The organism is Erwinia sp. V71, from assembly GCF_965644245.1.
GTDB lineage: Bacteria > Pseudomonadota > Gammaproteobacteria > Enterobacterales > Enterobacteriaceae > Erwinia.
The window spans coordinates 1-13,565 of sequence record NZ_CBFFRK010000123.1 but is presented as its reverse complement, the minus strand read 5'-3'; the positions used below and the strand labels follow the sequence as shown (position 1 = coordinate 13,565).

The following is a 13,565-nucleotide window of genomic DNA, read 5'->3' as shown; positions in this document are numbered from 1 at the left end:
GGTTCTTTGTTCATTTACCATACGATGACAGGACGAAAAAATGGTTCCCATCGAATTAATCGCACCTTCCCTAACTTGTGGGCTTTCTTTTTAAGAATAATCTTAATGATAAATTATATTAATTCCCTTGTACTGTTAAATACGTTTAAATCCTGTTCTGAATGATTTTCACGTGTTATAAAAGTTATACTACTTATATGTCTCAGGAGTGTGAAAGAATGGGTATTTTATCATGGGTTGTTTTTGGACTTTTTGCGGGTATTTTAGCTAAGTGGATAATGCCTGGTAAAGATGGCGGTGGTTTTATCATAACAGTTATCCTTGGTATTATCGGTGCGCTGGTTGGCGGTTGGATAAGCACCTTATTCGGATACGGAAAAGTTGATGGATTTAATATTGGAAGCTTTGTTGTTGCTGTAATTGGTGCCTTAGTTGTCCTGTTTATATACAGAAAAATAAAAAGCTAGCTTATTGGTGTATTAGTATGGCTGTCGCTTTTTCAGTGACGGCCTTATTACATTAATAATATATTAAATGTAAAATTATTTATTTTCTTTGGATGAAGCCTTCTCAAGAGTGATTGGCAATAATTTATCTAATTGACTCTCTACTTTTTTATATGCATCTAAGGAAGGTGCGATTAATTCGATGGGAACCATTTTTTCGTCCTGTCATCGTATGGTAAATGAACAAAGAACCGCCCAAAACACTGAAAACGATTGATGAACGGCAATCATTGTAGTCATGAACAGAACTTTGAATGATTAAATCGCACCTTCCTTAAGCTGCCCCCGTGGTTCTGCTCACGGCAGTCTGGCTGCCGGATGTTCGGGGACGAATTCTACTCTGGTGTTATCAAAACGTCAGTGATTTATCACGCTGCCTCATCCTGCGGCACACCAATATCTGCACTGATGCGCACGCCATCTTCATCAAACACCATACACTGGTGCGGATAAAACGACGGGCGCAGCGTCTGGTAAGGGCGGAAATGCACATCGCCCGGCAGCAGCATTTTAAAGCCGTCATGGCCGTGGCTCTGACCAAACAGGTAGGTATTATTCCCCAGCCGCTCCACCACTTCACAGTGGAAATCCAGCTGCAGCGGTGCATCGCTGTTGATTTGCAGCTGCTCCGGGCGAATACCCAGTGTGACGTTATCTCCGGCCTGTAACGGGCGACCCGGCACGGGCAGCGTCAGGATATGCTCGCCATCATTGATGCTGACGACCAGCCCTTCCGCGCTGCACTGCTGAACGCGGGCAGGCAGGAAGTTCATCTTCGGTGAGCCAATAAAACCGGCCACAAAGCGATTGACCGGGTTGTAATACAGCTCCATCGGCGAACCCACCTGTTCCACTTTGCCGTAGTTCATCACCACAATTTTATCGGCCAGCGTCATTGCTTCGACCTGATCGTGGGTAACGTACACCATGGTGGTTTTCAGCTCCTGGTGCAGTTTGGCGATATGCAGACGCATCTCGACACGCAGTTCCGCATCGAGGTTCGACAGCGGTTCGTCGAACATAAATACCCGCGGATTGCGCACAATCGCGCGACCAATCGCCACGCGCTGGCGCTGGCCGCCAGAGAGCTGTTTCGGTTTGCGATCCAGCAGATGAGAGAGCTGCAGCGTTTTCGCCACCATCGCCACCTGATGCTCAATCTGCGCTTTCGGCACGTTATTGACCTTCAGGCCATAACCCATGTTTTCCGCCACCGTCATATGCGGATAGAGCGCATAGGACTGAAACACCATCGCCACGCCGCGATGCGCAGGCGCGACGTCATTCATCACTTCATCGCCAATCAAAATCTCGCCGTCGCTGACTTCTTCCAGTCCGGCAATCATCCGCAGCAGGGTGGATTTGCCACAACCCGACGGGCCGACGAACACCGCAAACTCACCCGCCTCAATATCCAGGACAATATTTTTCAGTGTTTCCGTTTTACCAAAGCGCTTGGTGACATTTCTTAGTCTGATGCTGGACATGCAGATCCTCATCGTAAAAAGGGTGTTGGCTGATGAAAATGTATTACGTGTAACAATTTGCTGTTTTTCCTGTCAGCCCTGATGGTGCCTGCGCTGACTATAACCCCCTGATGAAATGTGCCCTACCGTTGATTTTGATTTCTGTAATACCGATCACACATTGACGAGAACAGGCTGGAGAGAAGATGCGCTTCCGCGTAGCGTATGACAACGACACAGTGTGGCGGTCCCAACCCTACAGACTGCTTAAACCGGGATTCAGTGCGCACTGTGAAAAGGAATTTTGACGAAAAATAACGAAAAATGTCATACCTTCACATGAGGTCAGCAATGAAAATTAAAACCAGCATCACGCTGCTCCTGTCAGCATTGGTATTGAGTCAGACGGCACACGCCTCGCAGCAACTTACCGTCTGGGAAGATATTAAAAAGTCCGAAGGCATTAAAACGGCGATTGCCGATTTCCAGAAGCAGTTTAACGTCGAAGTGAAAGTGCAGGAGATGCCGTTCGCCCAGCAGATTGAGAAGCTGCGCCTGGATGGTCCTGCCGGTATTGGTCCCGATGTGCTGGTGATCCCGAACGACCAGCTGGGCAGCGCAGTGGTGCAGGGCTTACTGACGCCGCTGAATGTCGATGCGGCGCAGCAGGCGGCGTATACCCCATCGGCAATGGCGGCCTTTACCCAGGGCAACGTGGTGTACGGTGTGCCAAAAGCGGTTGAAACGCTGGTGCTGATTTACAACAAGGATCTGCTGCCTGCGCCGCTGAAATCGCTGGATGATTACCGCGCTTTCTCGCAAAAACAGCGTGACGCGAAGCAGTACGGCCTGCTGGCGAAGTTTGACCAGATTTACTACAGCTGGGGCGCAATTGCGCCAATGGGCGGCTACATCTTCGGCAAAGACAGCAAGGGCGCACTGAACACCCATGATATCGGCCTCAACACGCCGGGCAGCGTCGAAGCGGTCAGCTACCTGAAAAGCTTCTTTGCGCAAGGGTTGCTCCCTAATGGCATCCTCGGCGACAACGGCCTGAATGCTATCGATTCACTGTTTACCGAGAAAAAAGCCGCCGCGGTGATTAACGGTCCGTGGGCGTTCCAGCCTTACCAGGCGGCAGGCATCAACTATGGCGTGGCGCCGCTGCCGGAACTGCCAAACGGCAAACCGATGAGTTCTTTCCTCGGCGTGAAGGGCTATGTCGTCTCCACCTGGAGCAAAGACAAAGCGCTGGCGCAGCAATTTATCAGCTTTATCAACCAGCCACAGTATGTCAAAGAGCGCTACCAGAAGACACAGGAGATCCCACCCGTCGTCGCGCTGATGAATGATCCGATTATCAAAGATGACGAAAAAGCCAACGCGGTAGCGGTGCAATCGGCGCGCGCCTCTGCGATGCCAGGCGTGCCGGAAATGCAGGAAGTGTGGGGACCGGCCAATGCAGCGCTGGAGCTGAGTGTGTCCGGCAAGCAAGAGCCAAAAGCCGCGCTGGATAATGCCGTGAAGCAAATTTCGATGCAGATCGAAGCGATGCAGGCCAGTAATCAGTAAGTGACTGTCGCGCGGCGGCGCGTATAAATAAGGAAGATGCTGTGATTATTTCTCCCAGTGAAAAGCTGACGACTGACAAACGCCCACGCCGCCATGCGCTGACGGGCGCGCTGCTGGCGCTGCTGCCTGGTTTTGGCCAGTTTTATCATCGCCAGTGGGCTAAAGGGGGCTGTTTCCTGATCCTGCTGAGCAGCTTTATCGGTGTGTTCCATGATTTCCTGCAGGAAGGGCTGTGGGGGCTGTACACGCTGGGTGAAGAGGTGCCGCGCGACAACTCGATCTTCCTGCTGGCAGAAGGGATCATCAGCGTGCTGATTATCGCGTTTGGTCTTGCTATCTGGTGGCTGTCCGCGCGTGATGCCTGGCTCAATGGGGCGAAGCGCGATGATGGCCAGCAGCTGCATAGCGTGCGTAAGCAGTATCAGATGCTGCTGCGTGATGGTTTCCCGTATCTGATGATCACGCCGGGTTTTATCCTGCTGGTGTTTGTGGTGGTGTTTCCCATTCTGTTCGGTTTCGCCATCGCGTTTACCAACTACAACCTGTATCACACGCCGCCCGCCAAACTGGTGGACTGGGTCGGTCTGAAGAACTTTATCAATATCTTCACCCTGTCTATCTGGCGGTCCACCTTCCTTGATGTTCTGCAGTGGACGGTGGTGTGGACCCTGCTGGCGACCACGCTGCAGTGTACAGTGGGCGTGATGCTGGCGATTCTGGTGAATCAGAAAGATCTGCGCTTTAAGTCGCTGATCCGCACCATCTTTATTCTGCCGTGGGCGGTGCCGGGCTTTGTCACCATTCTGGTGTTTGCCGGCATGTTTAACGACAGTTTTGGTGTGATCAACAACAGCATCCTCGACTTCTTCGGCATTGCGCCGAAAGCGTGGATGACCGATCCGTTCTGGAGTAAAACCGCGCTGATTATGATGCAGACCTGGCTTGGTTTCCCGTTTGTGTTTGCCATGACCACCGGGGTACTGCAGGCGATCCCGGATGATCTGTATGAAGCGGCGATTATGGATGGCGCCAGCCCGTGGACGCGGCTGAAAACCATCACTCTGCCGCTGGTGCTGTACGCGATTGCGCCGATCATCATCACGCAATACACCTTCAACTTTAACAACTTCAACATTATCTATCTGTTTAACAACGGCGGCCCGGCAGTGGCGGGTTCCAACGCCGGTGGCACCGACATTCTGGTTTCGTGGATCTATAAGCTGACCATGTCGTCGTCGCAGTATGCCATCGCCGCCACCATCACCATCCTGCTGTCGATCTTTGTTGTTGGTCTGGCGTTGTGGCAGTTCCGTGCCACCAAATCGTTCAAACAAGATGAGATGGCGTAAGGGAGCAATCATGGCGAAGTCAGTCAGTATTAAACGCGAAAAATGGTTGCGTCTGTCACTCACCTGGCTGGTGGTGCTGACGGTATCGGTGATCATTATCTATCCGCTGGTGTGGACGGTGGGCGCATCGCTGAACGCGGGAAACAGCCTGCTCAGCAGCTCCATCATTCCGGAAAATGCCTCATTACAGCACTACCAGAATCTGTTTAACGGCACCGTGCCCTATATGACCTGGTACTGGAACTCGATGAAAATCAGTTTCCTCACCATGGTGCTGACGCTGATGAGCGTCAGCTGTACTGCCTATGCCTTTTCGCGCTTTCGGTTTAAAGGACGCCAGAATGGCCTGATGTTATTTCTGTTATTGCAGATGATCCCGCAATTTTCGGCGCTGATCGCCATCTTTGTGCTGTCGCAGCTGCTGGGACTGATCAACAGCCATCTGGCGCTGGTGCTGATTTACGTCGGCGGCATGATCCCGATGAACACTTATCTGATGAAAGGCTATCTCGATGCCATTCCGAAAGATCTGGACGAGTCGGCACGCATGGATGGCGCCGGTAATTTCCGTATCTTTATCGAAATCATTATGCCGCTGTCGAAGCCAATTCTGGCGGTAGTGGCGCTGTTCTCGTTCACCGGCCCGCTGGGGGATTTCATCCTCTCCAGCACCATTCTGCGTACCCCGGAGCAGTTCACGCTGCCGATTGGCTTGTACAACCTGGTGGCGCAGAAAATGGGGGCCAGTTACACCACCTATGCGGCGGGGGCAGTGCTGATTGCCGTGCCGGTCGCCATCCTCTATCTGGCGTTACAAAAATACTTCGTGTCTGGCCTGACCTCAGGCAGCACTAAAGGATAACCGATGACTCCAAAAAACCTGTTACTCGCCCTGGCGCTGGCCTGGGCGACCCCTCTGCTCGCCGCGAGCAGCGCTGCCATCACCCCGGCGGGACCGTATCCGGCGAACTTTGTTAAAGGTGCCGATATTTCGACGCTGGCGGAACTGGAGAAGCAGGGGGCGAAATTCTATAACGCCGACAACCAGTTACAGGACCCGATTGCCATTCTGAAAGCCAATGGCATCAACACCATTCGTCTGCGTTTGTGGGTCGACCCGTATGACAGCAACGGCAAAGCCTACGGTGGCGGCACCAACGATCTGGCCACCACGCTGGCGCTGGCGAAACGGGCGAAAGCTGCCGGGCTGAAGCTGTTACTGGATTTCCACTACAGCGATTTCTGGACCGATCCTGGCAAACAGTTCAAACCGAAAGCCTGGGAGAAACTGACATTCCCGCAGCTGGAGACGCAAATCCACGATTACACCCGCGACACCATTGCGCGCTTTAAAGCTGAAGGCGTGCTGCCGGATATCGTGCAGATCGGCAATGAACTGAACGGCGGCATGTTGTGGCCGGAGGGCAAAAGCTGGGGGCAGAACGGCGGCGAGTTTGACCGGCTGGCGGCGCTGCTGAATGCGGCGATTCGCGGTCTGCGCGAAAACCTCAGCGACCCGCAGCAGGTGAAGATCATGCTGCATCTGGCGGAAGGCACCAAAAATGACATGTTTCGCTGGTGGTTCGATGAAATCACCAAACGCCAGGTGCCGTTCGATGTGATTGGTCTGTCGATGTACACCTACTGGAACGGCCCGATCAGCGCGCTGAAGGCCAATATGGACGATATCAGCCAGCGCTATCACAAAGACGTGATGGTGGTGGAAGCGGCCTACGGCTACACGCTGGACAACTGCGACAGCGCGGAAAACAGCTTCCAGGCCAAAGAGGAAAAAGAGGGTGGTTACCCGGGCACGGTAGCCGGGCAGGCCGCGTATCTGCACGATTTGATCAAGGCGGTACTGGCGGTGCCGAACCAGCGCGGCAAGGGCGTGGTGTACTGGGAACCGGCCTGGGTCCCTGCACCGGGCAACACCTGGGCGACGCCGCAAGGTATGAAGTACATCCACGATGAGTGGAAGCAGGGCAATGCGCGTGAGAACCAGGCGCTGTTTGATTGTCGCGGCAAAGTGCTGCCTTCAATACAGGTTTTCCATTAATTCATTGGCGTTATCGCTGATGCTTCTGACACCTTTTAAGGAACAGGTATGACTAAATTTCCACCGCTCAGCGCCAGGGTGAATGCCCTGCTGCACGGCGCGGATTACAACCCTGAACAGTGGGCGCACACGCCGGGCATCATCGATGATGATGTGGCGATGATGAAGCAGGCGCACTGTAATGTGATGTCGGTTGGTATCTTCAGCTGGGCAAAGCTGGAACCGGAGGAGGGGCGTTATGACTTCGCCTGGCTGGATACGGTGCTGGATAAACTGCATCAGAACGGCATTGCGGTGTTTCTTGCCACACCGAGCGGCGCGCGTCCGGCGTGGATGTCGCAGCAATACCCGGAAGTGCTGCGCGTCGGCCGCGATCGCGTGCCTGCGCTGCATGGCGGGCGTCATAACCACTGCATGACCTCGCCAGTCTATCGCCAGAAAGTGCAGGCGATGAACAGCCAGCTGGCGGCGCGTTACAGCCAGCATCCGGCGGTGATTGGCTGGCATATCTCGAACGAATATGGCGGTGAGTGCCACTGCGACCACTGTCAGCAGGCGTTTCGCGGCTGGCTGCAGCGCCGCTATGAAACCCTCGACCAGCTGAATCACGCTTGGTGGAGTGATTTCTGGAGCCATACCTACACTGACTGGTCGCAGATTGTCTCGCCTGCGCCGCAGGGGGAAGTGTCGATCCATGGGCTGAATCTCGACTGGCGGCGCTTTATGACCGATCAGGTCACCGATTTCTGTGCGCAAGAGATCAAGCCACTGAAAGCGGTCAACCCTGAGCTGCCTGCCACCACCAACTTTATGGAGTATTTCTACGACTACGATTACTGGAAACTGTCTCAGCCGCTCGATTTTATCTCCTGGGACAGCTACCCGATGTGGCATAACGAGAAGGATGAAACCACGCTCGCCTGCTACACCGCGATGTATCACGACCTGATGCGCACCCTGAAACAGGGCAAACCGTTTGTGCTGATGGAGTCGACGCCGAGCGCCACCAACTGGCAGCCGACCAGCAAACTGAAAAAACCGGGCATGCATATTCTCTCTTCGCTGCAGGCGGTGGCGCACGGCGCGGATGCGGTGCAGTACTTCCAGTGGCGTAAAAGCCGCGGCTCGGTGGAGAAGTTCCATGGCGCGGTGATCGACCATGTCGGGCATCTGGATACCCGTACCGGCCGCGAAGTCAGTGAGCTGGGACGCATGCTGGCGGCGATGACACCGGTGCTGGGCAGCCGTGTTGAAGCCAAAGTGGCGATCATTTTTGACTGGGAAAGCCGCTGGGCGATGGATAACGCGCAGGGGCCGCGCAACCAGGGACTGCATTATGAGCGTACTGTAACCGAGCACTATCGTGCGTTCTGGGAGCAAGGTGTGGCGGTGGATGTGATCAATGCTGACGCCGACCTCAGTACCTACGCGCTGGTGATTGCGCCGATGCTGTATATGGTGCGCGACGGCTTTGCCGGACGTGTTGAGCAGCATCTGCAGCGCGGCGGTCATTTTGTTGCCAGCTACTGGAGCGGCATTGTCAATGAAAGCGACCTCTGCTATCTCGGCGGTTTCCCGGGCCCATTACGCCCGCTGCTGGGGATCTGGGCAGAGGAGATCGACAGCCTGACTGACGACGAATCGAACGGTGTACGTGGTATCAGCGGCAATGTGCTGGGGCTGCGTGGGCCGTATCAGGCGCGTGAACTCTGTGAGCATATTCATCTCGAAGGCGCGACGGCGCTGGCAAGGTACGAAAGTGATTTCTATGCCGGTCAGCCTGCGGTGACAGTGAACAGCGTCGGGCAGGGCAAAGCCTGGTATATCGCGTCGCGTAACGATCTGGCGTTCCACCGTGATTTTTACGGTGCGCTGATCCAGCAGCTGCAACTGCCACGTGCGCTGGCGGTGGCGTTGCCGCCGGGCGTGACGGCTCAGCGACGTACCGATGGTGAGCAGTCATTTATCTTTCTGCAAAACTTCACGGCACAGACGCAAAGCGTGGTACTGCCTGCGGGGATCAGCGATCTGGTCGATAGCTCACCGCTGTCAGGCACGCTGACGCTGACGCCGTGGGGTTGCCGGGTGCTGCGCGCGCCGTATTGATGAGCGCTGAGATGGGGGGCAAATGGCTCAGCATCTCAGTCGCCTGCTCCCCCTCCCTGACCCTCCCCCATGTAATGGGGGAGGGAATGTTTAGCTCCTCCCCTATGCAATAGGGGAGCCGTCCGGTGACGTCAGTAAGAACAATAATCTGAAGGAAAACATCATGGTGAGTCTGAAATCATTCAAACACTACTTCAGCCGGCAAACCATCCCCGCCGAAGCCGGACCTGCCGACAGCGCATTGCTGGATCAACTGATGCACTGCTTTGGCGGCCGCGACAACATCGTGCAGGTGGATGCCTGCCTGACACGCCTGCGTGTCACGGTAACCTCGCTGGCAGCCGTCGATTCCGCCGGGCTGCAACAGGCAGGGGCAATTGGCGTGGTGATTTTAGGGCATGAGGTGCATGCCATCTTTGGTACTCAGTCCGACCGCTTACGTCAGTTGCTGGAAGCGCGTTTCTTCCACTCGTCATAAAAAAAATGGATAACCGGTGACGGTTATCCAAAACACCTTACCAAATACTCATGCAGTGATTAAGACAGCGATGGGGTCGTGCGTATTACCACCAGGCTTCCACCTGAACACCAAAGTTCCAGGTATTGTTACTGGTGCTGTCCTGGAAGCTGTGGCCGTTTTCCGAATCATTCAGATAAGACGCGAAAACACGCAGTTCCGGGCGTGACATAAATTCCGGGCCTGCTGCCAGTCCCAGCGCGAGGGTATATTTCTGGCCAGCCTGTTTGTAGTCGCTGCCATCTTTGTTCTCGTCTTTCTGCCAGAAGCTGCCCACCTCACCGATGCCGCGTACATAGTCGGTAAACTGATACTGCGCGCGTCCCACCAGGGACAACAGGGTGCTCTTGCTGGTGGAGGCGGTGACATCATCCGCAGAACCCCAGGTAAACACCTGGTTCAGGGAGAACTTATCCGTAATCGGCAGTAAACCGGTGTTGATCACGCGGTAGCCTTTGGCATCATTGACGTCATTCCACATGTCATACCAGCCGCCGCCCTGCGAGATCATATTCTGCGCCAGCCCTTTGTCGGCATACTGCAGCACCAGTTTCTGGTAACCGCCCCACATATCCTGGCTGATTTCGCCAGTGACCATCACGCTATTGTCAGCGTCATACAGGCCGCCATACTCTTTCTGCTTATTGGTTGGATTCGGCATGGCGTAGTCGATACCGAATTCCGTCCACGCGCCGCTCCACGGCTTCCAGCCAGCATAACGCACGTCGATATAGTTGATGTTTACGTCATTATCGTCATCGACACGGTAATCCACATCATTGGCATCACCACGGATCCATGCCACAGAGATGGCGCCCGGGCCGAGAGTATAGTTTTCAATACCGGCGCCGGAACCGGAAATATTCCAGTATTTGGTGTCGATAATGTGCAGATCATGGCGCTGGTAATAACGTTTACCGCCCCAAATCACCGCATTCTTGTCGCCAGGGATTAACCCTTTGATCTGCAGATTAAGCTGGCGCAGGCCAAACTGTGCATCATCGCCGAAGGTGGTTTCGTTATCATTCGAACCGTCGGAGAACATGCTGACCATGGTGTCGACATAGAAGCTGACATCGTCCTTTTTGTACACTTCGCTGCCCAGCTCAACTTCGCCATAGGTATCCGCTTCATTACCGAGGCGGCCCAGCTTGTTCTTTTGCCACTCTTCCATACCGCCATCGCCCGACACACCAACGCCGCCACGCAGATAGCCGTGGAAGTCGATGTTATCAATGGCTGCATATAACGCAGGGGAGGTCAGTGCTGCAGCGAGCGCCACAGCGGCAGTGCGTAGCCTTGTGTTCATGTTATCCTCTTTTTATTTGTAATACGTTCACATAACGATGGCAGTAAACGCCGCGGGAGGAGGTCAAGGCAATGTAAATGTCGATACTGTGTGATTTACTGCAAATATTTTGCGGTGAATTGTAACGATCAGTGAAGCCGATCACCAAATTCAAAATGTGAACGTCGGACTTTTTTGTGATTTTTGCCGCAGTGTGACCGCTGTAACCTGGTCCGCTGATTCGCTGTGGTACAATTTCGCCATCTGTTAACAGGGATGCGAGTCATGAAATCAAAGAGTGCCACCTTAGAGGATGTCGCCCGTCACGCTGGCGTGTCATACCAGACGGTTTCCCGGGTGCTGAACAAGTCGGCAAATGTGTCGGAAGCAACGCGGCGCAAGGTTGAGCAGGCAATTGAGACGTTACGCTATGTCCCTAACCGGCTGGCGCAGCAACTGGTCGGTAAGCAGAGCACCACGCTGGGTCTGGTGACCACCTCGTTGGCGTTGCATGCGCCTTCACAGGTGGCTGCGGCGGTAAAACGCTACGCGAATGCGGCGGACTATCAGGTGTTGATCGCAATGATTGATGAGAACGTCAATCAAAGTTTGCAGGATTCGATCAACGAACTGAAGTCACAGCTGGTGGATAAGGTGATCATCAACGTGCCGCTGGAGACCGCCGATGCAGAGCGCATCGTGCAGGAGAACCAGGATATCCTCTGTCTGTTCCTCGATGTCGATCCTTACTGCTCCGTGTTTAACGTTTCGTTTAACCCGGCGGACGGCACGCGTGCCAGCGTCAAATATCTCTACGAACAGGGGCACCGTGAATTCGCGCTGCTGGCCGGGCCGAAACACTCGGTGTCTGCCAATCTGCGCCTGAAAAGCTGGCTGGAAACGCTGGAGAGTTACCGGCTGCAGCCTGTCTGTGTCAGCCATGGCAACTGGGATGCGCAGAGCGGTTACAGCGGCGCCTTGCAGCTGCTGCGTGAAACACCGCAGTTTACGGCGTTGCTGGTCGGCAACGATCAGATGGCTCTGGGGGTACTGAGTGCGTTCCATCAGCGCGGTGTGGCGGTGCCGGGGCAGGTGTCGGTGATTGGTTATGATGACACTTACGAGAGCGCCTTCTTCCATCCCGCGCTGACCACGGTATCGCTGGACCTCGATTTGCAGGGCAAAGAGGCCGTGGCGCGGATTCTGCAGGCGGGGGATCATGAGCACAGCCGTTCGTCATCGATTCTGCCGGCGCGGCTGGTGGTACGTAATTCGACGGGGGCGATGGGGCAGCACCAGCAGGATTTAAAACAGATTGCTGAGCAACTGCGGGTGATCGCCAGCCGGTTAGGTTAGTGGGTTTAACATTCCCTCCTCCATAAAATGGGGGAGGGTCAGGGAGGGGGAGCAACAACGGCGATTTTGAGCCGTTTGCTCCCCCATCCCAGCCTTCCCCCGCTCGCGGGGGAAGGAGCGATCACGGCCTGCTTACTCCGGCTCCTTCCCTTGCGCCAGGTCTTCATCAATCCCTTTGATGTTGTCCTGATTATCACGCCCGGAGAGCAGATTCCAGCAGGCGATAAACAGCGCAGCGATCAGCGGGCCAATCACAAAGCCGTTAATACCGTAGATTTCCATACCGCCGAGCGTGGTAATTAAGATCAGATAATCCGGCATCCGCGTGTCTTTACCAATCAGAATGGGTCGCAGAATATTGTCGGCCAGCCCGACCACCACCACAAAGAAACCGACGATAAACAGTCCCTGCCACAGCATGCCAGAGGCAAAGAAATAGATCGCCGCGGGCACCCAGACAATCGCCGAACCGACGGCCGGGATCAGTGACAGGAACGCCATCAGCGCGCCCCACAGCAGGCTGCCGTCAATGCCGGTAAACCAGAAGGCAAGACCGCCCAGCGTGCCCTGCACCACGGCCACCACCACCGTGCCTTTTACCGTGGCGCGCGATACCGCGGCGAATTTTGCCAGCAGATAATGTTTGACATGGCGCGACAGCGGCAGGGCTTCAAACATCAGTTTGACCAGCGACGGTCCATCTTTTAGCAGGAAAAACAGCAGATACAGCATAATGCCGAAACCGACCACAAAACCGAAAGTGCCTTTACCAATCAGCAGGGCGCTGCCTGCCAGATACTGGCTGCCTTTCAGCGCCACTTCAGACAGTTTTTGCTGAATCGACGTTGCGCTGTCCAGCTGTTGCTCGGCAAGGAAGTTACGCGCCCAGTGCGGCAGATGTTGCAGAATATCCGCCACGATAACGGGCAACTGCGCGTTATTGCTGTGCAGTTTGTTGTAAACCACGTTCAGCTCGACCGCCAGTGAGGAGGCCACCACAGTAAGTGGGGTGAAGACAATCAGGCAGATCACCAGTACCGTCAGCAACGAGGCGACACCGTTACGGTCTTTCGTCAGCTGTCTGAGGCGGGTTTTCATCGGGTAGAAGATCACCGCCAGAATCACGGCCCACAGAATGGCGGAATAATAGGGTGATAACACATCAAAAAAGGCAAGTGTGACAATAAACAGGATCAGGATAAAAAATCCTTTTGTCAGGCCCTGGAATCTCATTTTATTTCCCCTGGAGAATATTTTTGCTCATGAACTACGCGAATTCAGATAATAAGTGCAACGCTCGGACATGATTGTGGAGAGTGTAGGAGGAAGGGTTAACTACCGATAAG

At 54.5% G+C, this 13,565-nt stretch carries 11 protein-coding genes; 8 read left to right on the top strand and 3 right to left on the bottom strand.

Going from position 1 to position 13,565, the window contains the following annotated elements; genetic code table 11:
- The first annotated feature begins 218 nt into the window (after positions 1-218).
- On the top strand, positions 219-467 hold the full coding sequence (locus ACSZO1_RS18670; RefSeq protein WP_437615310.1) for a GlsB/YeaQ/YmgE family stress response membrane protein: 249 nt from the start codon (positions 219-221) through the stop codon (positions 465-467).
- Positions 468-874: 407 nt separating this feature from the next.
- Here ACSZO1_RS18670 and ACSZO1_RS18665 read toward each other — a convergent pair whose 3' ends face one another.
- A complete protein-coding gene (locus ACSZO1_RS18665) occupies positions 875-1,993 on the bottom strand; it encodes an ABC transporter ATP-binding protein (RefSeq protein ID WP_437615308.1) in 1,119 nt (372 codons plus the stop codon).
- A 330-nt stretch (positions 1,994-2,323) separates the two neighbouring features.
- Between ACSZO1_RS18665 and ACSZO1_RS18660 the strand changes: the two genes are divergently transcribed.
- The 6 genes from ACSZO1_RS18660 to ACSZO1_RS18635 all read left to right on the top strand — a co-directional run bounded on the left by ACSZO1_RS18660 (position 2,324) and on the right by ACSZO1_RS18635 (position 9,536).
- On the top strand, positions 2,324-3,544 hold the full coding sequence (locus ACSZO1_RS18660) for an extracellular solute-binding protein (RefSeq protein WP_437615306.1): 1,221 nt from the start codon (positions 2,324-2,326) through the stop codon (positions 3,542-3,544).
- A gap of 41 nt (positions 3,545-3,585) precedes the next feature.
- Positions 3,586-4,893, top strand: coding sequence for a carbohydrate ABC transporter permease (locus ACSZO1_RS18655; RefSeq protein ID WP_437615304.1), 1,308 nt, complete (start codon positions 3,586-3,588; stop codon positions 4,891-4,893).
- Between the two features lie 10 nt (positions 4,894-4,903).
- Entirely contained in the window at positions 4,904-5,755 is an 852-nt protein-coding gene (locus tag ACSZO1_RS18650; protein WP_437615302.1) for a sugar ABC transporter permease, read from the top strand.
- A gap of 3 nt (positions 5,756-5,758) precedes the next feature.
- Positions 5,759-6,952: a glycoside hydrolase family 53 protein gene (locus ACSZO1_RS18645; protein ID WP_437615300.1), complete on the top strand. Its 1,194-nt coding sequence runs from the start codon at positions 5,759-5,761 to the stop codon at positions 6,950-6,952.
- A gap of 48 nt (positions 6,953-7,000) precedes the next feature.
- Positions 7,001-9,058, top strand: a complete 2,058-nt coding sequence (locus ACSZO1_RS18640) for a beta-galactosidase (RefSeq protein ID WP_437615298.1) — start codon at positions 7,001-7,003, stop codon at positions 9,056-9,058.
- Between the two features lie 163 nt (positions 9,059-9,221).
- Positions 9,222-9,536, top strand: coding sequence for a glucose PTS transporter subunit EIIB (locus tag ACSZO1_RS18635; RefSeq protein ID WP_437615296.1), 315 nt, complete (start codon positions 9,222-9,224; stop codon positions 9,534-9,536).
- Positions 9,537-9,621: 85 nt separating this feature from the next.
- On the opposite strand, the gene ACSZO1_RS18630 is transcribed toward ACSZO1_RS18635, so the two are convergent.
- Positions 9,622-10,884, bottom strand: a complete 1,263-nt coding sequence (locus ACSZO1_RS18630) for a maltoporin (protein ID WP_437615294.1) — start codon at positions 10,882-10,884, stop codon at positions 9,622-9,624.
- A 264-nt stretch (positions 10,885-11,148) separates the two neighbouring features.
- Between ACSZO1_RS18630 and ACSZO1_RS18625 the strand changes: the two genes are divergently transcribed.
- Entirely contained in the window at positions 11,149-12,219 is a 1,071-nt protein-coding gene (locus ACSZO1_RS18625) for a LacI family DNA-binding transcriptional regulator (RefSeq protein WP_437615292.1), read from the top strand.
- A gap of 132 nt (positions 12,220-12,351) precedes the next feature.
- On the opposite strand, the gene ACSZO1_RS18620 is transcribed toward ACSZO1_RS18625, so the two are convergent.
- A complete protein-coding gene (locus tag ACSZO1_RS18620) occupies positions 12,352-13,452 on the bottom strand; it encodes an AI-2E family transporter (protein WP_437615290.1) in 1,101 nt (366 codons plus the stop codon).
- Between the last annotated feature and the right edge of the window lie 113 nt (positions 13,453-13,565).